General features: G+C 67.4%; 22 protein-coding genes and 1 tRNA gene. 15 read left to right on the top strand and 8 right to left on the bottom strand.

The features are described from left to right. Positions 1-5 precede the first annotated feature (5 nt). The 11 genes from clpS to rdgB all read left to right on the top strand — a co-directional run bounded on the left by clpS (position 6) and on the right by rdgB (position 7,778). Positions 6-329, top strand: a complete 324-nt coding sequence (gene clpS / locus AS181_RS02135; protein ID WP_058249987.1) for an ATP-dependent Clp protease adapter ClpS — start codon at positions 6-8, stop codon at positions 327-329. Between the two features lie 70 nt (positions 330-399). Next, positions 400-975, top strand: coding sequence for an oxidative stress transcriptional regulator AosR (gene aosR / locus AS181_RS02140; protein ID WP_058249988.1), 576 nt, complete (start codon positions 400-402; stop codon positions 973-975). 208 nt (positions 976-1,183) lie between these two features. Next, positions 1,184-2,284 (top strand): P1 family peptidase, encoded by a 1,101-nt coding sequence (locus AS181_RS02145; RefSeq protein WP_058249989.1) that lies wholly within the window; start codon positions 1,184-1,186, stop codon positions 2,282-2,284. A 113-nt stretch (positions 2,285-2,397) separates the two neighbouring features. Beyond that, the gene (locus AS181_RS02150) at positions 2,398-2,805 is read left to right on the top strand and encodes a Mov34/MPN/PAD-1 family protein (protein ID WP_058250279.1); all 408 of its coding nucleotides are present in this window, start codon (positions 2,398-2,400) and stop codon (positions 2,803-2,805) included. A gap of 2 nt (positions 2,806-2,807) precedes the next feature. Beyond that, positions 2,808-3,095 (top strand): MoaD/ThiS family protein, encoded by a 288-nt coding sequence (locus AS181_RS02155; protein WP_058249990.1) that lies wholly within the window; start codon positions 2,808-2,810, stop codon positions 3,093-3,095. A gap of 2 nt (positions 3,096-3,097) precedes the next feature. Further along, positions 3,098-4,069, top strand: a complete 972-nt coding sequence (locus tag AS181_RS02160) for a PLP-dependent cysteine synthase family protein (RefSeq protein ID WP_058249991.1) — start codon at positions 3,098-3,100, stop codon at positions 4,067-4,069. A 25-nt stretch (positions 4,070-4,094) separates the two neighbouring features. Beyond that, on the top strand, positions 4,095-4,724 hold the full coding sequence (locus AS181_RS02165) for a rhomboid family intramembrane serine protease (protein WP_058249992.1): 630 nt from the start codon (positions 4,095-4,097) through the stop codon (positions 4,722-4,724). Further along, positions 4,724-5,530, top strand: coding sequence for a glutamate racemase (murI, locus tag AS181_RS02170; protein ID WP_175401051.1), 807 nt, complete (start codon positions 4,724-4,726; stop codon positions 5,528-5,530). Before AS181_RS02165 ends, murI begins: the two co-directional genes overlap by 1 nt. Before the next feature lie 78 nt (positions 5,531-5,608). Further along, positions 5,609-6,373 (top strand): cyclic nucleotide-degrading phosphodiesterase, encoded by a 765-nt coding sequence (locus AS181_RS02175; protein WP_058249993.1) that lies wholly within the window; start codon positions 5,609-5,611, stop codon positions 6,371-6,373. A gap of 35 nt (positions 6,374-6,408) precedes the next feature. Further along, positions 6,409-7,164 (top strand): ribonuclease PH, encoded by a 756-nt coding sequence (gene rph, locus AS181_RS02180; RefSeq protein WP_058249994.1) that lies wholly within the window; start codon positions 6,409-6,411, stop codon positions 7,162-7,164. Further along, the gene (gene rdgB, locus AS181_RS02185) at positions 7,164-7,778 is read left to right on the top strand and encodes an RdgB/HAM1 family non-canonical purine NTP pyrophosphatase (RefSeq protein WP_058249995.1); all 615 of its coding nucleotides are present in this window, start codon (positions 7,164-7,166) and stop codon (positions 7,776-7,778) included. The genes rph and rdgB overlap by 1 nt, the downstream gene beginning before the upstream one ends. A gap of 29 nt (positions 7,779-7,807) precedes the next feature. On the opposite strand, the gene AS181_RS02190 is transcribed toward rdgB, so the two are convergent. The 5 genes from AS181_RS02190 to AS181_RS02210 form a co-directional block, all read right to left on the bottom strand. Further along, the gene (locus tag AS181_RS02190; RefSeq protein WP_058249996.1) at positions 7,808-8,446 is read right to left on the bottom strand and encodes a GNAT family N-acetyltransferase; all 639 of its coding nucleotides are present in this window, start codon (positions 8,444-8,446) and stop codon (positions 7,808-7,810) included. Beyond that, positions 8,443-9,015 carry a TetR/AcrR family transcriptional regulator gene (locus AS181_RS02195; protein WP_058249997.1) on the bottom strand — a complete coding sequence of 191 codons (573 nt, stop codon included), beginning with the start codon at positions 9,013-9,015 and terminating at the stop codon, positions 8,443-8,445. Before AS181_RS02195 ends, AS181_RS02190 begins: the two co-directional genes overlap by 4 nt. A 157-nt stretch (positions 9,016-9,172) precedes the next feature. Beyond that, positions 9,173-10,279: a glycosyltransferase gene (locus AS181_RS02200; RefSeq protein WP_058249998.1), complete on the bottom strand. Its 1,107-nt coding sequence runs from the start codon at positions 10,277-10,279 to the stop codon at positions 9,173-9,175. Positions 10,280-10,328: 49 nt separating this feature from the next. Next, complete coding sequence (locus AS181_RS02205; RefSeq protein ID WP_058249999.1) at positions 10,329-10,679, bottom strand: DUF3817 domain-containing protein; 351 nt, start codon at positions 10,677-10,679, stop codon at positions 10,329-10,331. Beyond that, positions 10,676-11,113: a hypothetical protein gene (locus AS181_RS02210; protein ID WP_058250000.1), complete on the bottom strand. Its 438-nt coding sequence runs from the start codon at positions 11,111-11,113 to the stop codon at positions 10,676-10,678. The genes AS181_RS02205 and AS181_RS02210 overlap by 4 nt, the downstream gene beginning before the upstream one ends. A 96-nt stretch (positions 11,114-11,209) precedes the next feature. Between AS181_RS02210 and AS181_RS02215 the strand changes: the two genes are divergently transcribed. Next, positions 11,210-11,294: transfer RNA gene (locus tag AS181_RS02215), tRNA-Leu, on the top strand. 2,313 nt (positions 11,295-13,607) lie between these two features. After that, on the top strand, positions 13,608-13,868 hold the full coding sequence (locus AS181_RS02220; RefSeq protein ID WP_223258945.1) for a hypothetical protein: 261 nt from the start codon (positions 13,608-13,610) through the stop codon (positions 13,866-13,868). Between the two features lies 1 nt (position 13,869). On the opposite strand, the gene AS181_RS02225 is transcribed toward AS181_RS02220, so the two are convergent. From AS181_RS02225 to AS181_RS02235, 3 genes are all read right to left on the bottom strand, one after another. After that, positions 13,870-14,154, bottom strand: a complete 285-nt coding sequence (locus tag AS181_RS02225; protein WP_058250002.1) for a hypothetical protein — start codon at positions 14,152-14,154, stop codon at positions 13,870-13,872. A 310-nt stretch (positions 14,155-14,464) separates the two neighbouring features. After that, on the bottom strand, positions 14,465-14,824 hold the full coding sequence (locus tag AS181_RS02230; RefSeq protein ID WP_226513021.1) for a histone-like nucleoid-structuring protein Lsr2: 360 nt from the start codon (positions 14,822-14,824) through the stop codon (positions 14,465-14,467). A 112-nt stretch (positions 14,825-14,936) separates the two neighbouring features. Continuing rightward, positions 14,937-16,616, bottom strand: a complete 1,680-nt coding sequence (locus tag AS181_RS02235; RefSeq protein WP_231742225.1) for a hypothetical protein — start codon at positions 16,614-16,616, stop codon at positions 14,937-14,939. A gap of 190 nt (positions 16,617-16,806) precedes the next feature. Here AS181_RS02235 and AS181_RS02240 point away from each other — a divergent pair, with 190 nt between their 5' ends. Continuing rightward, a complete protein-coding gene (locus AS181_RS02240; RefSeq protein WP_231742226.1) occupies positions 16,807-17,565 on the top strand; it encodes an HNH endonuclease family protein in 759 nt (252 codons plus the stop codon). Between the two features lie 46 nt (positions 17,566-17,611). Next, complete coding sequence (locus AS181_RS02245) at positions 17,612-19,165, top strand: DUF7782 domain-containing protein (protein ID WP_058250005.1); 1,554 nt, start codon at positions 17,612-17,614, stop codon at positions 19,163-19,165. Positions 19,166-19,175: the final 10 nt, after the last annotated feature.

The raw sequence follows: 19,175 nt of genomic DNA on the forward strand, positions 1-19,175 counted from the left end.
TCCTCATGGCGCCTGACGAAACTCGTGCGCACGAGGCTACCCCCGGCGGTACGGCGGTTGCCGAACCAGAGGTCGCCGACGGCGCGGCGGGACTCGACAAGCCCTGGATGACGATCGTGTGGGACGACCCGGTCAATCTGATGCGGTACGTCACCTTCGTCTTCCAGAAGATCTTCGGCTACTCCGAGTCCCGCGCCAACGAACTGATGATGCAGGTCCACACCGAGGGCAGGGCGGTGGTGTCCTCCGGGGACCGGGAAAAGGTCGAGGCCGACGTCGCGAAGCTGCACGCCGCGGGGCTGTGGGCGACGATGCAGCGGGATTCGTGACCCGGACCGGCCGCGGACGACTCCCAACCGGTCGATCGGCCTTCGCGGCGCGGCAGGCACACTGACACGCGTGCGCACCTGGAAACGCAAGGGGCGCGGCGAGCAGATGCGCATCGCATCGCAACTCGACGCGCACGAAGCAGAGCTGCTCGCGTCGATGGTCACGTCGATGTGCGAATTGCTCACCGAACGAGCCGATTCCGCACCCCGCGACGACCTCGCGAGGCTGACCGGTATCGACGTCGGGCACTCGCAGGCACCCGACGATGTCACCCTGGGCCGTCTCCTCCCGGATTTTCATCGGCCCGACCAGGACGACGAACTCTCCGCCGAGGTCGTCAACGGCGAACTGAACTCGGCGCTGCGGAGCGTTCACGAACCACAGATCATCGACGCCAAGCTGGGCGCCGCCCGGGTGTTGCTCGACACCCTGCCGGCCGGCGGCGGGGATTTCGCCCTGTCTCCCGACGAGGCCGCGGCGTGGCTCACCGCGCTCAACGACGTGCGACTGGCACTCGGCGCGATGCTCGGGATCTCCGAGGACACTCCCGAGCAGTTGCCGCCCGACCACCCGCATGCGGCGCATCTCGACGTCTACCACTGGCTCACGGTGATGCAGGACCTCCTCGTCGAAGCCCTGATGTGACTAGTGGTGTGTCTCGGAAATAAGCGACTGGTCTCCGGCGCTCGATCGGCGCCTGGCTGCGTTGTCGTCGGTCGAGATAGCTCCGCTATCCCTCCCTCCTCCGCCTTGCCAGACCACCGATCGCTCCACCGGATACCGGCCACCTATTCCGAGACACACCACTAGGGTTCCGTTCGGGAACTTCGTCCGCTTCGACGTCAGGGGTCTCGTGAGCACACTCGGCCGACCGGCCCCGGCCGGCAATCGCATCACCGACATCGCCGGCCTCGCCGTCGGGCACGCGCACCGCGTCGACCCCGACGCCCGGGTCGCCGGTGCACCGGAGGCCCCCGACGGTCACGGGTGGGCCACCGGGACCACCGTCGTACGGGTGTCGGCGCCGGGCGCCATCGCCGCCGTCGACGTCCGCGGTGGCGGTCCGGGTACCCGCGAAACCGATCTCCTCGACCCGTCGAACACGGTCCAGACCGCGCACGCCATCGTGCTCAGCGGAGGTAGTGCCTACGGACTGGCCACCGCCGACGGGGTCATGCGCGCGCTCGAGGCCGACGGGATCGGACTCCCGCTCGACGACCGCGGGCACGTGGTGCCGATCGTTCCCGCCGCGGTGATCTTCGACCTCCCCGTCGGCGCCTGGGACCACCGACCAGACGCGGACTTCGGAATGGACGCGGTCCGCGCGGCGGACACGGAATTCGCCGTCGGGTGTGTGGGTGCGGGTGTCGGCGCCCGGGCCGGCGCGCTCAAGGGCGGGGTCGGGACGGCGTCGATGACGTTCGACGCCGGTCCCGCGGCCGGCATCACCGTCGGTGCAGTGATGGTCGCCAACCCGGTCGGGGCGGTCATCGACCCGCAGACCGGGCTGCCGTGGGACCTCGGCGAGACCGAACTGGGCCGCCTGGGGTTGCGCCGGCCGTCGGCCGCCGACATCGACTCGCTCGCCGACCTCGCGGCGAAGCACACCGTGCTCAACACGACGATCGGTGTCGTGGCCACCGATGCCGTGCTCGACGCGCCGATGACCAAGCGACTGGCGATGGCCGGACACGACGGTCTCGGGCGGGCGATCAGGCCCGCGCACTCGCCGCTCGACGGGGACACGATCTTCGGCATCGCCACGGGTGCGGTCCGGCCGTCGACACCGGCGCCGGCGCCGGCGGGTATGCATGCCGACGTCGCCGTGGTCGCCGAGGTGTGCCGGGCCGCGGCCGACGTCGTCCAGCAGGCCATCGTGAACGCGGTCCTCGCGGCGGAACCGGTCGCATCGATCCCCACCTACGCACAGACGGCGCCGTCGGCTTTCCGCTGACCGGGGTCGTCGCGAACGGCGAACGGAATAGGTGCCGCGGCGACGATGTTGCGACTCGGGGAACCCCGGGGTCCCCGGGTGTGGACACGTCTGGACAGGAGAATGCGACACCGATGCTGAAGATCGGGCAGGAGCTGGTCGATGCCATGGTCGCGCACGCGCGCGCCGACCATCCCGACGAGGCCTGCGGGGTGATCGCCGGGCCGGAGGGTTCCGACGATCCGCAGCGTTTCATCGCGATGATCAACGCCGAGCGGTCGCCGACCTTCTATCGTTTCGATTCGGCCGAGCAGCTCGCGGTGTGGCGGGAGATGGACCGCCGTGATGAGGAACCCGTGGTGATCTACCACTCGCACACCGCCACCGAGGCGTACCCGAGCCGCACCGACATCTCCTACGCCGGCGAGCCCGGCTCGCATTACGTGCTGGTGTCCACGCGCGACCCCGAGACCGCCGAGATCCGTAGCTATCGCATCGTCGACGGTGCGGTCACCGAAGAAGAGATCGAGATCAGGAGCTGAGAATGTCTGTCACCGTATCCATCCCGACGATCCTGCGTATTCACACCGGCGGGGAGAAGCGCGTCGAGGGGTCGGGTTCGACGCTGGCCGCCCTGATCGACGACCTCGAGACGGGCAACGCCGGGCTGAAGGAACGACTCGTCGCGCCCGACGAGAACGGCACCGCCAAACTGCACCGGTTCGTCAACATCTACGTCAACGACGAGGACGTGCGGTTCTCCGGCGGCCTCGACACCCCGATCGACGACGGTGACGAGGTGACCATCCTGCCCGCGGTCGCCGGCGGCTGAGCGTGGCCCGCTACGACTCCCTGATCGACTCGGTCGGCAACACCCCGCTCATCGGTCTGCAACGGCTCTCGCCGCGCTGGGACGACTCCGACGAGGGCCCGCACGTCCGCCTGTGGGCCAAGCTCGAGGACCGGAACCCGACCGGATCCATCAAGGACCGCCCCGCGCTGCGGATGATCGAGCAGGCCGAACGCGACGGGTTGCTGCGGCCGGGCTCGACGATCCTCGAACCCACGAGCGGCAACACCGGCATCTCGCTCGCGATGGCGGCGAAACTCAAGGGCTATCAACTGATCTGCGTGATGCCCGAGAACACCTCGGAGGAACGGCGCTCGCTGTTGCGGATGTTCGGCGCGCAGGTCATCTCCTCACCCGCGGCGGGCGGCTCCAACACCGCGGTCGCGGTGGCCAAGGGCCTCGCCGCGGACAATCCCGACTGGGTGATGCTCTACCAGTACGGCAACGCGGCGAACGTCGCGGCGCACTATGAGGGCACCGGCCCCGAGTTGTACGCCGACCTGCCCGAGATCACCCACTTCGTCGCCGGGCTCGGCACGACCGGAACGCTGATGGGCGTCGGGCGGTTCCTGCGCGAACGCAATCCCGAGATCGAGATCGTCGCCGCCGAACCGCGGTACGGCGACGAGGTCTACGGCCTGCGCAACATCGACGAGGGTTTCATCCCCGAGCTGTACGACGACTCGGTGCTGACCCGCCGCTTCTCGGTGACCGGCGTGGACGCGGTCGCGCGAGTGCGGGAGCTGATCGACCTCGAGGGCATCTTCGCGGGGATCTCCACCGGTGCGATCCTGCAGGCCGCGCGCGGTATCGGCCGGCGGGCACTGAAGGCCGGGACCCGCGCCGACATCGGCTTCGTCGTGCCCGACGCGGGATGGAAGTATCTGTCGACCGGGGCGTACGAAGGTAGTCTCGACGACGCGGAGCAGGCACTCGAAGGCCAGCTCTGGGCCTGACCCCGCTACCGAGGACTTCCCCGCCATGAGCTCGTACACCCCGCCGGTCGGGCAACAGCCCGCGCGACGCGCGCGTCCGCTGTGGCTGCGTTCTGCGATCATCACCGCGTGCATCGTCGCGGTGCTGTTCGTCATCGAGGCCATCGATGTGGCGACCCACTACGACCTCGACCAGAACGGCATCGTGGCACGTCAGGTGGACGGGCTGGACGGCATCCTGTGGGCGCCGCTGCTGCACGGCGACTGGCAGCATCTGCTCGCGAATCTGATGCCCGGCGCGGTGCTGTGTTTCCTCGTGCTGATGACGCGGCAATTCCTCATCGTCACCGGCATCATCTGGGTGGTGTCGGGGGTCGGTGTCTGGCTGTTCGCAGCGCCGTACTCGCCGACCGTTGGGGCGTCGGGCATCGTGTTCGGCTGGCTCACCTTCCTCATCGTCCGCGGCCTGTTCAACCGCGATCTGTGGCAGATCCTCGGTGGCCTCGTGCTGTTCCTCGTGTACGGATCGATCCTGTGGGGCGTCCTGCCCTCGGACCCGTTCGTGTCCTGGCAGGCCCACCTGTTCGGTGCGATCGCCGGCGTGTTCGCGGCGTGGGCACTCGCGGCCCGGGATCGACGGAAGCCGACGGTCACCGCACCGGGGGTCGCGCCATAATCGCGGCGGGCGGCCAGGACGCACCCATCGGGATCTTCGACTCGGGTGTCGGGGGACTGACGGTCGCGCGCGCCATCATCGATCTACTGCCGGACGAGGACATCGTCTACATCGGCGACACGGCCAACGGGCCTTACGGTCCCCTCACGATCCCGGAGATCCGACGCCACGCCCTCGCTATCGGCGACGACCTCGCCGAGCGCGGGGTCAAGGCCATCGTCATCGCCTGCAACACCGCCTCGGCCGCCTGCCTCCGCGACGCGCGCGAGCGATACGCCCCCATCCCGGTCATCGAAGTCGTGCTGCCGGCGGTGCGCCGCGCGGTGGTCGCCACCAAGACGGGCCGGATCGGCGTGCTGGGTACCGAGGCGACGATTTCCTCACGGGCATATCAGGATTCGTTCGCGGCAGCACGCGACGCGGTGATCACCGCGGTGCCCTGTCCGCGGTTCGTCGACTTCGTCGAACGCGGTATCACCAGCGGCCGGCAGATCCTCGGACTCGCGCAGGGTTACCTCGAACCACTGCAGCAGGCCGGCGTGGACACCGTGGTCCTCGGCTGCACCCATTACCCGCTGCTGTCCGGGGTCATCCAGCTGGCGATGGGCGACGAGGTCACCCTGGTGTCGAGCGCGGAGGAGACGGCGAAGGACCTCTTCCGGGTCCTCACCGAGGCCGACCTGCTGCACCCGCACACCGGCCGCGACGCCACCCGCGTCTTCCAGGCGACCGGTGACCCGGAGCTCTTCGCGAAACTGTCGAACCGATTCCTGGGGCCGGTGATCGGAGCCGTGCAGCACGTGTGAGGGGTCAACTGCGCATCGCCGCGCACTTGTGACCCGTATGCCGCCGCCCGCGCGCGGAATCGTGGCACAGTGGGGCCTATGCGTCTCACGGTCCTCGGGTGCTCGGGCAGTGTGGGCGGACCGGGAGCCGCGTGCTCCGGCTACCTGCTCTCCGTACCCGGTGAACAACCGGTCCTCGTGGACTGCGGCCCGGGTGTCTTCGGCGAACTGCAGCGCGTCACCGACCCCAACAATGTCGCCGTCGTCCTCAGTCATCTCCACGCCGATCACTGCCTCGATCTGCCCGCGATGCTCGTCTGGCGTCGGTACGCACCACAGCCGGCACGGCGGCGGGCGCCGCTCTACGGCCCACCCGGCACCGCCCTCCGGATCGGCTACGGGTCGTCGGAATTCCCCGGACAGCTCGACGACATCACCGACACCTTCGACGTCCACGAGTGGAGCGACGACCAGGAGATCACCCTGGGCGGGATGCGAATCCGGGCGATGAACGTCAATCATCCGCCCGACACCTTCGGTCTGCGGATCACCGGTCCCGACGGACAGGTGATCGCCTACAGCGGAGACACCGCGCCGTGCGACGAACTCATCGACCTCGCGGCCGACGCCGACCTGTTCCTGTGCGAGGCGTCGTGGACCCATGCGCCCTCGGAGCGCCCACCGGATCTGCACATGTCGGGCATCGAGGCGGGGGAGGCCGCGACCAAGGCGAACGTCCGAACACTCGCGATCACCCACGTCGCCCCGTGGTCCGATTCGGCGGAGATCCTCGCCGAGGCCCGCAGCACGTTCTCCGGTCCGACGGAGCTCGTCAGCCAGGGACAGGTCTTCGACCTCACCTAGCTGTCGTGTCCGCGCCGGTCGTTACAGTGAGACCCGTGACCACACGAGCTGACGGCAGAGCCGACGACGAACTCCGTCCCATCACGTTCACCCGCGGTTTCACCAGCCATCCGGCGGGTTCGGTCCTGGTGGAATTCGGCAAGACGCGGGTGATGTGCACCGCGAGTGTCACCGAGGGTGTCCCGCCGTGGCGTCGTGGTTCAGGCTTGGGCTGGCTGACCGCGGAGTACGCGATGTTGCCCGCCGCCACCCACGACCGGTCGTCACGTGAATCGGTCAAGGGCCGGGTGGGTGGTCGCACCCACGAGATCAGTCGACTCATCGGCCGGTCGCTGCGTGCGTGCGTCGATCTCGGTGCCCTGGGCGAGAACACCATCGCCCTGGACTGCGACGTCCTGCAGGCTGACGGCGGTACCCGCACCGCAGCCATCACCGGTGCCTATGTCGCGCTGGCGGACGCAATCACCTACCTGCGTGCCGCGGGCAAACTGTCCGACCCGCAACCGCTTTCGTGCGCGATCGCCGCGGTCAGCGTGGGGGTTGTCGACGGCCGCGTCCGGCTCGACCTTCCCTACGAAGAGGACTCGCGCGCCGAGGTGGACATGAACGTCGTGGCGACCGACGCCGGCACGCTCGTCGAGGTGCAGGGCACCGGCGAGGGTGCGACGTTCCCGCGCTCGACGCTCGATGCGCTGCTCGACGTGGCCGCGATCGGAACCGAGAAGCTGTTCGAGGCGCAGCGAGCCGTACTCGCCGAGCCGTACCCCGGCGAACTCCCCGGACGGGCCTGATGTCCTCGGTGCTGCTGGCCAGCCGTAATCGCAAGAAGCTCGCCGAATTGCAGCGCGTCGTCGACGCCGCGGGAATCACCGGGGTGGAGGTCATCGGTCTCGACGCCGTGGCCGAGTACCCGGAGGAACCCGAGACCGGTGCCACCTTCGAGGACAATGCGCTGATCAAGGCCCGCGCGGGTGCGAAGGCCATCGGAATCCCATGTCTCGCGGATGATTCCGGTATCGCGGTGGATGCCCTGAACGGCATGCCGGGCGTGCTGTCGGCGCGTTGGTCGGGCCGGCACGGGGACGACCCGGCCAACAACGCGCTGCTGCTCGCCCAGCTGTCGGACACCCCGGACGAACGACGCGGCGCCGCGTTCGTCTCGGCCTGCGCGCTCGTGCTGCCGGGCGGGACGGAGACGGTGGTGCGCGGCGAGTGGCGCGGACGAGTCCTGCGAGAGGAGCGCGGGCCGAACGGGTTCGGGTACGACCCGCTGTTCGCCCCCGACGACGAGATCGCCGACGGCCGGTCCGCGGCGGAGCTGTCGCCGGCGGAGAAGGACGGGCTCAGTCACCGCGGAAAAGCGTTGGCGCAGTTGGTTCCGGCGCTGCGGGCGCTCGCGGGCTGACCCCCCTTGCGTCGGCGTCCGGACTCCGATCAGCTCGCGGCGCCGGTGTAGATGTAGACCCCCAGCGTGTGCGGTTCGCCGTCGAGCAGGATGTCCATATCGTCGGCGCCGGCACGTGACATGCCCTGCCGCTCGTAGAATCCGAAGGTGCACAGCGAGTCTGTGTACAGGTGGAAGTCGGAGCGGCCGCGGCTTCGGAGATGGTCGAGGAACGCGCCGTACAGCGCCGCTCCGACGCCGTGTCCGCGCGTCGTCGAGGCGACTGCGAACAGGGTCAGTTCGTCGTCGAGCGACGTGCCCGTCGCGGCGCCGAGCCGGTGGGCCACCGACTCGAAAGCGAACAGGGCCCGCAGCGACTTCCACTGGGGCAGTCCGAGAATCGCAGCTCTGGCGGTATGCGCCCAGAGCAGCGCGCGATTCTTCGTCCGCTCGCCGAGATGTGGCTCGCCGTCGATCCGTCCCAGGATGATTCCCACCACGCGGCCGTCCTTCACCGCGACGCGACTCCAGGTACTCGCGACGAGTTGCTCGCGGAGGTAGACCTCGAGTGCCGCGTCCAGGACGTGTTGTCCGTGGACGTAGCGGTGGATGTAGAACGCCTCGTCGATGATCTTCTTGACGTCTTCGGCGTCGGTGGAACGGTAGGGGCGGTAGGTGATGTCGGTCATGATCCCTTCTTTGCGTGTGTGTGGGTGAGAGCGATGAGGTCTGCTTCGAGGGCGGCCCGTTCGGTGTCGTCGAGGACGGCTCCCCACAGGGGAGCGGTGTTCGAGCCGTCGGCGGCCGCGATGATCAGTCGCGTGACCGCCGGGTCGAGACCGTCGTCGAACAGCGCGGCGCGCCAGTGATCAGCGTCCTGCTGGGCGAGCGCGGCCGGGCCCGGTTCGTACATCAGGCTGGCGGCCAGCGCGATCTGGTCGCGCAGGCCGGCGGAGTCTCGCGCGTCGGCGAAACTCACCCGAATGTAGGCCCTGGTCAGCCGTCCCGGCGCGTCGTCCTCCTCGTCGGCGGTCCGTTCGACGTTCGACCGGAACTGGGCCATCAGGTCCGCCGCGAGTTCTTCGAGCAGGCCGTCCTTGGCGGGGAAGTGGTAGAGCAGTCCGCCCTTCGACACCCCGGCCGCGGCGGCGATCTCGGAGACGGACACGGCGGCACCGTGTCGCGAAATTAGCCGGGCCGCGGCGTCGAGGATCAACCGTCGGGTGTCGGCGGCACTCCGCCCGGACGTGCGTGCCATCGGACCCTCCGTGCTCGATGTCCCGAGGACTTCCCGGATCGCTTATAACTATACCGTCCAGACGGTGCAGTTTCAATGGCCCGTTGATTGTGCGCTCGATCCCGTCGACCGGGCGTCGAAATGCATCGCCTGTGCACGGGGCGAAGCAGAGGGGCGCTCAGCAGCCCGCGTGGACTCCCAACATCCGCGCGACCGAGTCGGGCCAGGGGTACTGGGTCGCTCGATGACGCGCCGCCCGTTCGCGGTCGACGCGGGGGAGGCTGAGAACTTGCCGGATCGCGCTCGCGAAGCCCGGGCCAGAGTCCTCGGCAGCTGCGCCGCATGTGTCGTCGACCAGGGTCGCGACTGCCGACGACTGCGACCCGATGACCGGTGTGCCGGCGGCCAGTGATTCCAGCGCGGAGAGGCAGAAGGTCTCGTGCGGACCGGGGGAAAGGGAGATGTCGGCGCTGGCGAGGAGCGCGGCGACCTGACTCCGCTCGGAGAGATGGCCCAGGAAGGTCACGGGTAACCCGCGGGCCAGATGCTGCAGCGGGGCTCGCATCGGTCCGTCGCCCGCGATCACCAGGTGCGCCGGCGTTCCCGACCGATGGAGTCTGCCGAGCGCGGCGATGCTGCGGTCGGCGCGCTTCTCCACCGAGAGGCGTCCGCAGTGGGCGATGAGCGCTCCGGTGCCGCCGGACCACCGTGCGCCCAGGTTCGGGTCGAGGTGTCGGGGGTCGAAGACATCGAGGTCGACGCCGAGCGGGGCGCGGACGACGTTGGTCGCCCTCACGCGATCGAACTCCGCGGCGGCGAAGTCGGTGGTGCACACGACGGTGTCGTAGTCACGGGCGGTGGCCGCGTTCGCGCGGTCGGCCAGTGCACGTGCCGTGCGGCCGGGCATGACCTGGCCGAGCAGTCGGTCGAGGCGTTCATGGGACACCATCGTCGAGTGGACGTCTCGCGCGCGGGCCCACCGGCCGAAACCCCGCAGGGTGAGGCGGTCGGACACCTCGAGGGCGTCGGGACGGAGATGGGTGAGGACGTCGGCGACGCGTCGGGCCGACGCCAGGCGGTAGCCGCCCGAGGCGGGAATCCGCGGCGCGGCAACGGTGATCCGGGTGACGCCCGAAGCGAGCGTCTCCTCACCGGGATCAGCGCCGGGGACGATCAGGACGACGTCGTGACCAGCCCCGACATAGCCGGCGCCCCAGCGGTCCACGGCGGTACGAAGACCGCCGGAGCGGCCGCCGTAGAAGTTCGCTAGCTGGACGATCCGCACGGGGTCCAGTCAGCCGGACCCGGGTGAACGGCCGTCCAGCACGAGGAGATCAGAGGTTGAACTGCGCCTTCACTTCCTTGGTGCGCTTGTGCTCGAACCAGAAGGACAGGAAGGGGATGGTGCCCGCGATCGCGGTGATGATGGTCTTCCCGACGCTCCAGCGGACCTTGATAGCGAGGTCGATGGCCATGATCAGGTAGACGAAGTACACCCAGCCGTGCACGAACGGTACGAAGTCCAGAGCGTGGTTGTCGTAGCCGTAGGTCAGGACGAGTTCGACGACGAGAAGCAGCAACCACACGCCGGTGATCCAGGCGAGGACGCGATACCGCAACAGCGCGCCGCGGACCTTCTCCACCGGGGCGGCGAGGGCGGGGGCGGTGGGGTCGGTCTCGGTCACTGCGGGCCTTTCGATGAGGGGGTGGGTCGGGCGTCGGTGGTGTGCGCGTCGGCGTCGCGGAGCTCGGCGAGATAGCGGTTGTACTCGACCAGCGCGACATCGTTGGCGGGGTCCGGCGATGCCAACGACGACGCGCTGGGCGTGGTGGGGCGCTCGGGCAGGATGCCCTCCGGGATCTCGGCGACGGAGTTCTTCGCCGCGACCTTGCGGGCTTCCTCGGGATCGCTCTCCAGGATGACGAAACGTCGATAGGCATAGATCACGGCCGCGGCGAACGCCGGCCACTGCAGGGCGTAGCCGAGATTGAGTCCGGAACCGGATGCGGACTCATAGCGTGACCACTGCCACCACGCGAGCACCAGGCACACCACCGCGGCGGATACGGCGAGCACCGTGAGCGCGGGCCGGTGGGTGCGGCGGCGGGTGGGGGACATGGCTACGACGGTACCTGGCCTGCGATGATCAGAACGCGGGCGGTAGGGTGGTCGCCGTTACACTGCGTGACTCACACTCCGGCGAGTCGCGCCCACGCGCGAGTGGCGGAATTGGCAGACGCGCTGGATTTAGGTTCCAGTGTCTCAGGACGTGGGGGTTCAAGTCCCCCCTCGCGCACCATAAACTCGCACCCGCAGTTGCGCTCGAAAGCCCTGCATCGTGAGTCGACGGTGACAGTGCTCCTCGCGCCTGGTGCAGCCTTGCCTAGGTAACAGCTCAAGTCGCGGCGCACTCGGCGCAGCAGAACTACCGACGCGCCGAGCACCCGTCGGCATCCGGCATGCCAACATTTCAAGCCTTCTCAGAACGGAAACACTTGCGGCAACGGTTGGCAGTGACGCCCGCTGGGCATCTCAGATTCCGCCCATCTAGATTGTCAATGACTGCGACTGTCTGGATGTTGGACATAGTTTGGCGGTAGCGAACCGTCGCACAGAGAAGAAACTCCGATCTGGGAACGGCGCCGGCAAGGTCTGTTGTCGGGACTGGATCGACCTCAACAGACGGAATTGTGTCGTCGAGTGCAGCGCCGATGACGTCGTCGAATTCAGTCGACCGGCGTGCATATCGAGATTGCGCTCAACATGCTCGTCGCCCGTTCTTCGATCATCTTGGGCGGACGGTCGCGAACCCTTGGAGCGCCGTGGCCGCTGCATGCATCTCGCGGAGTTCCGCTTTCGATGCCATGACCCGTTCTCAATGGACGCCTACTCGGCGGCCGGCTAGCGCCTTCGACTGGCGGCGCCAGATCACTCCATGAATGTCAGGGGTCTTCGATATGGTCACCTTTCCAATCAGTTGCAACTTACCTTTGCGGTTTCTGCGTCGCCTTGAGGATGCAAGCCGCACTCGACGGGAAGAGCGGTACAGAATGACTCGAACAAGAGCGCAACTTCTGCTATTGACGATGATCGCTCTACTTTGTCTGCGTTTTGGATTCCTACGACCGCGTGTAGAACGAAGAAAAAAGTCTTGCGCCGATGAAGCCCGTCTCGAGGCCCGAAGACTGTCAGCGGAAGCCAGGCGCCACGTCCGCGATCGATTTCGCTCTCGCGTAATCGGGGACGTGATCGGAGCCTTCGTAGTCACCTACGGCGCAGGCTATTTGGTCTGGCTTTTGGGACACCCGGGGCAGACGGACGCTCAGATGTTTGAGCCGTATCAGTGGGTTCCTGACATCCGACCACACTTAGATGGCCTCGTAACACCTGAGACCGCGCGAAACTGGATCGGTATCGCGCTGGCTGCTTCGGTGTCGATAAGCATCACACTGTCGATGCGAAACAAGGGGAGCGAATCCTACATTGAGCAAGCCGCAATGGCCCTATGGCGACAGTGTATGGATGCGATGACATCGGCGTTAGCATGCGCGTGCGTTGTAGTAATGACAGTCGGTTGGCTTGGTGTGCATGACAAGTCAGACGTCGGCGCGATGGTGCTGGCGACTTTTGGGACGATCGCTATCTTCTTGATGAGCAGCATCCTGCTCGATGACTTCAGCTCGGCGAGTCGCTACCGCCGCCAGGAAGTACTAGAGCAGCGACTCGACCGACTGCACAAGTGGCGGACAGTCCTGCGAGACAAGGGAGTGCCAAGTGTCTCGAACGGCCAGCGGCATTCCCTTGTCGGCGCCCTCTTCGTTAGGACCGCAGCGGTGAGTGCCCCGTTATGGGTGGGCGTTGTACTGTATGTCTCAGTCGTGAGGGTGCTTCGAGATCAGGCGATGGCCGGGAGTTACCTCTGGCAAACGGCGATACTCGTACCCACCGTCGTCACATTCTTTCTGTTTGTGATCGGATTGTGCGCTCTTACATCCTGGTCATCATTCAACACGAAGAGAATGGAGCTGCATTTTGTGTTGCAGCCATTCGCAGCCTGGATTCTTTGGGGTAGCGTAGCCCTGCCGACTACCATGGTCGCAGCCGTAGAGCGCGGGATCTCCTCTGGCGCATTTGTCGGTTTTCTGCTATTGGGTCTCCCACTAGCAATACTCAGTCTTTTTAGAGTTTCACGGGCCGGCAAGGTTCACCTACGCCGACGTCGGCTCTATCAGTTGGCCGTATGGTTCTCGCTGCCCGTTTGGGTACGAGTTCACGCGAGGCTGGACCAATCCGAACTGTTGTCACGTGCTGACCTGCAGCGGGAGTCTGCGAACCCCCTATACCGGGCGGTAGATCCGTGCGGAGAAGGCGACCCTGCATCGTCACCGTCTTCGCATACGATCGCGCGGGCGGCGAGTAGGTCAGTGAAGAAACATGTTCATGGTGGTTGGCGACCAGGCCGGGGCGTTGATCATAAGCCGGAACCCGTGGGTCGTGATGGCGTGTTCGGGTGCGAGGGTGGTTGAGAGTCCATGCGGCGAGGGCTCATGGCTCGTGTAGGTCGCGCGAGCGGGCGTTGGCTCGGGGGCTTCATGAGCGCTATAAGCAGGGTGTGGGCTTCGGTACTGCACCGCTGTGCATTAGGCGGCCCATTGTGAACCCAGACGGCTATCGCGACCGTCTGTTGGCCGGCAGCGATGGCGTCACCCTCACGGCTGTCGACGTGACCACCGGCGAGGTCGCGTGGACAGCACCGTTCCTCGCCATCGATTTCGACGCGGATGCGTTAGTCACCGGCAAAGCACTCGAGCCCTACGGCGACGGGTGGATTTTCTCGTCGGACCGTCGAATGATCGGGCTCGCGCCGCTCTGAGTCACAGCTCGGCCGAGATGACCTCGACCGCGTCGTCGTCGGCGAAGACGATCTGGTGATCGTCGGTCGAGATCGCCCAGCGGCGTAGTCGTGCGGTGCGCTCGTCGTCGATACGGGTCTCGACGGTGGTGTCGCCGGCCAGGTCCGCGAAGTCGTCGACGACCTCGCCCTCCCTTGTCGAACCGTCGTCGAGCGTGACCCTGACCCGGGCCGCCACGGCGACCTCCCCTGGGGCCTCGCCGTCAGCGTGGTCGGCGTCGACCGACTCGTTCTCCGTTGTGCTCATCCGGTTGTCCTGTCCCCTCGGGTGGCCTCCGACGGTGACTGCGTTGCACGTCGGTGGCACACCATGCGTGGACATCAGTTTATCAAAGATGTCCATTGACAGGATGAAGACGGGGAAGGTGCTGATCGGTGGCGGAATCCGCGCGGCATCTCGATTCGACGCCGCCGCAGGGTTTTTCCGCCCTGCCGGCGGAACTCCTTAGGGCAGAACGTAATCGGCGGGGGATCGACAATCAGCCCCGCGGAAGAACAATCGCCAGAGTCCGAAGAATCGGGCTCTGGCGATCAATGTGACAACACGGTGGGCTATATCAGTGTGCGGAGTTGTAGGCCTCGACGATGTCGTTCGGAATGCGGCCGCGTGCGGACACCTCATATCCGTTCTCCGCTGCCCAGTCTCGAATCGAGGCATTCACCGACGCACCACTCCCGGCGGAATTGGTCTTCGTCCGTGCTGATGGCGACCGTCGTCGGCCGCCGACCCGGGTCGATGCCTTGAGTAGTTTCGCGACTGTCACCTTGCCCTGCTCGATCTTGTCGAGATTGGCCGCGGACACGTCGAGCTCGTAGTCGACGCCGAGCCACGACCACGAAACGGTCTGTGCGTCTTGGGGATCGAGTTCGCGACCGTCCAGGTCGTCGACAAAGGTCACCGTCTGAATTTTCGACACGCCCCCAACGGTAGTCGATAGACGCGCGGGAAGCATGGACCTGCGCTTTCCCGGTGTCGGGATTCTCGGGCGAATCGTCCGACATCGCGATTACCGAATGCGCAACACGGAGTCAATTGCGGCCGGGAATGGCGAATCGGGGCGGTTCGGGATGGCGAATGGATTCTTCCGGACGTGACGGTTCCGATGTTCTCGACGCCGATGACCGGGAGGCTTCCGGCTTTCGCGTCGGCTCGATGCGGGGAGTCGAGTCGGTTGTCGTCCGCCGATTGGCCTCCGCGCCGAGTCCGCTGCCCGTCGTGTCGTCGACGCGTAGGCACATCGACCGGATTACGTGGTGCGCGGTCACCAGTCCGTAGGTCATCGGCAGGCCCAGGACCGTGACGAGCAGTCTGGTGGGTCGTAGCGGGCTGTCACCGACGATCGACGGCTCGATGACATTGCCTACTTCCCGGATCAAATGCAGCGCCAGCTTGTACGCATAATGCGCCGCGGTGATCGGCTTGCTGACGGTGAGCTCGTCGAGCGACACCGTCTCCCATGGATCCGCGCCGTGGCCGAGGTTGTGTCCGATGCCGAGGAGGATGTCGAGCGGAGCGCCACCAAAGACCGGAATCAGCGAACCGAACAGCGACGCGCCCATCTCGCCGACGGAGCGGTCCTCCGCCGGGTCGAGCGGAATGAGGTTGTGGTGGATGCGGATTCCGCGCATGACGCCGAGAATTCGTGTGGTCTCGGCCCGGATCGCGGGCGCATCGGCCGGGTTGTTCTCCTGTGCCTGCGCGGACACGTACCGCACCAGCCGTCCCAGGGTGAGTGAGCCGATCGGCGTGCAGGTCTCGACGTCGGCCAGCGCGAGGTGGTCGGCGATCTCGGACACGATCGGCGGGATCGGGATGTCGAAACGCACGGTGTCGCTGGGGCGCCCGGCCTGGGCGCGCTGCTCGTCGGTCACCCGCGCGACGCACTGGTCGAGAACTGTCTTGGCCGTGGCGCGCAGGAGGGCCTTCACCGCGAACTCGGAGGAGAAGACGAAGGCCGAGATGAGCCAGTTGTAGGTGACGAACGGCGCCAGGAAGTCGGCGTCCGTGCCGGCGAAGGGGCTACCGAGGTCGGGGGTCGAACCGGCGAGGACGCGCGCGGGGATCAGGACCGTGGTGAACAGGTACAGCCACACCGTCTCCACGGCCTGGATGACGGTGATGTTCCCGAGGGGGATGGCCTCGGTGTGCCGGCCGTCGCGGATCTTCAGCAGGTTCGACACGAGGAGCTGCGAGATCGGGTCGCGGTAGTCGAGTGCGGGGTCGTCGTCGGCGCCGAGGGTGAGGGGGTGCTCGGTGACGGCGAGTGTCGACACGTGCAGACGGCGCATATCGCGGTGCGCCGCTATCCGACTCTGCCTCGCCGCGGCACGCAGAGACGGCGGCAGGACCTCGTACACCGCGTCGAAGACAGAGTCGTACACCACTGCGAGGGTCGTGAAATCGCCGCTTGCGCAGCGTGTCTCGGCGCCCTCGAGTGACTTCGGCGTGGGCAGCAGCGGGCGGCTCATGGTCTCGATGCGCTCGAGTCGCTCGGGGTAGGTCTCGGTCTCCGGGTCGACGGTCGGTGTCAGTTCGTGGACCGGCGTGGCACGAGGTGGAGCGGAGAACGGCGCCATGCTGCCGAGGACCACCGCCGTGCTCGTCGCACCGGTGAGGGTCGGCAGGGACATCGTCAACGTGAACACGGCGATGATTCGCAGAACCCATGGCTGCGCGCGCCGTACCGCAGTGCCCCGACCTGAACTCATGCACCCACTACCCGAATAGTCGTTGGTACCCCGGCGACAGTGTCGGCGGACGTCGCCGTCGCCGGCGTCGTGCGCGACCAGAGAAGTCCGCGAAGGGGAAGTTAGTCGAACGAATCTTAAGGTGCGGGGCGGAAGTCCGCGCACCGGGTGGACCGGAGAAGCTGTCGGTGCGTCGTGCAACGATCTCCGGGTGAGACGTCGAGCGGCATGGTTGTCGGGGGTGTTCGCCACGGTGGCGGGCGCCGTGGCCGCCGGTGCGGTGCTTCTGTCGGGCGTCGACGTCGAATCCGGTCCGGGCCTCGAGCGGCTTCCGTCCACCACCAGCCCGGTCGAGTCGCCATCGCAGCCGGCATCTGTCGCGCCGCCGCAGGCTCAGCCACCGACATCCGACAGTGCACTGGCCGATCTCGCGTTGTTGCAGGTGAAGGGCCGCGCACCCAAAACCGGATATGCCCGGGCACGGTTCGGCAAGGCCTGGGACGACGCGGTCGACGTGCAGTTCGGACGCAACGGTTGCCGCACCCGGGAGGACATCCTGCGGCGCGATCTCACCGGCATCACCTTCCATGCCGACGGATGTCGCGTGCTCGCCGGCACGCTGGACGACCCCTACACCGGTACGACCATCCCGTTCACCCGAGGACAGGACACGTCGGCGCTGGTGCAGATCGATCACGTGGTGGCGCTGTCGGACGCCTGGCAGAAGGGCGCGGCCGGGTGGACCGCGGTCAAGCGCATCGAGTTCGCGAACGACCCGCGAAATCTCCAGGCGGTCTCGGGAGCCGTGAACCAGCAGAAGGGAGACGGCGACGCGGCGACCTGGCTTCCGCCGAACAAGTTGTACCGATGCACCTACGTGAGCCGGCAGATCGAGGTCAAGAAGATCTACGGGCTGTGGGTGACGCCTGCCGAACGCGACGCGATGAGTCGGGTCCTCGCGTCGTGCTGAACCCGTCGAGCCGCGGGCGCGCCGGTCGTCGGTAGCCTTGGGGACCGTGACCGCGGACCAGGGACGACCCCAGCCATTCGCCGACCGCGTGGATCGTCATCCTCTGTCCGAGCCCGCCGTCGTGGCGACCCTCGGTGGTGATCTGCGGTCGGCGGGATACACGAACGACGGTGTCACCGAACTGCTCGGCGATGGCGCTCACGATGCCCTCGTCCGCGGTGTCTGGTGGCCGGCCCTCGCCGCGACGCGTGATGTCACCGACCAGCACCGCCGGCTGGCGACCCTCGTCCGACTGTTCCTGCTGGGCTCGGACGAACCCGAAGCCGCTGTCGCGGCGGCATTTCCGACGACGGGCGTCGATGTGCTGGTCACGCAGGGCGTGCTGGCCCGGGTCGATGAATCGCTTCTACGGGCCCGCCTTGACATTCGTCCGCACGCCGACGACACCCGCGACTACCTCGTGATCGCCGACCAGGATGCCGCAATGCGACCCGGACCCGTTGCCCGCGACCACGTCCTGGGGATCGGCGGCGCGTCGATCTCGCTGGCCCGGGCCGTCATCCGCGAACCCGTCCGCCGAGCTCTCGACATCGGAACCGGATGTGGCATCCAGGCGCTGCATCTCGATGCGCACTGCGAGCAGATCGTGGCCACCGACACGAACGACCGGGCGCTGGCGCTGGCTGCGGCGACGGCCCGCCTCAACGGGATGTCGTGGGATCTGCGGGCGGGGAGCATGTTCGAACCCGTCGCGGGGGAGCGGTTCGACCTGATCGTGTCCAACCCTCCGTTCGTCGTCGGCGCGGGCGGGCAGGACTACATCTACCGCGACTCGGGCGTCGTCGGGGACGGGTTGTGCGAGCAACTCGTCCGGGAGTTGCCCGCCCATCTGAATCCTGGTGGCACCGCCCAGATCCTGGCCAACTGGGTCATCCGCGAGGGCGAGGACTGGCGGGAACGGGTCCGCTCCTGGCTCGCCGGCACCGGACTCGACGCCTGGGTCGTCCAGCGGGAGGTCGCCGACCCCATCAGCTATGTGTCGCTGTGGTTGTCCGATGCCGGTGAGGACGAGGCGACCGCCGCGCGGCGAGGTGCGGAGTGGCTCGAATGGTTCGAGGCCAACGGCATCGTCGCCATCGGGATGGGCTCGATCACCGCCCGCGCCCCGCTCGAGGGCGAGCACCGCGAGCCCGACGTCGTGATCGAGGAGATCACCGGCGCCGGTGAAGAGGTGACCGGTCCCGAGGCCCAGGCGTTCCTCGCACGACGGCGCTACCTACGGGAGACCACGGACGAACAGCTGCTCGCTCGGCGGCTGTCGGTGGCCCCGGTCATGCTCGAGGAGCACTCGCTCCCCGGGGACGAGGGCTGGCAACAGGTGTCGGCCGCCGTCCGCCGGCCCGGGGGTCCCGGCGCCGTTCTCGGCGTCGACGAGGTCTCGCGCGCACTGCTTGCCGGCAGTCGGGGGCAGGTCCCGCTGGGCGTACTGCTCGAACTCCTCGCCGACTTCCACGGCGTCGACGCCGACGCACTCGCCGAGGCGGCGCTGCCCGTGGTGCGCGAGGCGATCGGCCGGGGGATTCTGGACGAGGCGACCTGAGGGTGGTTGC

Origin of the sequence: Gordonia sp. SGD-V-85 (assembly GCF_001456905.1) — a bacterium.
Classification (GTDB): domain Bacteria; phylum Actinomycetota; class Actinomycetes; order Mycobacteriales; family Mycobacteriaceae; genus Gordonia; species Gordonia hongkongensis.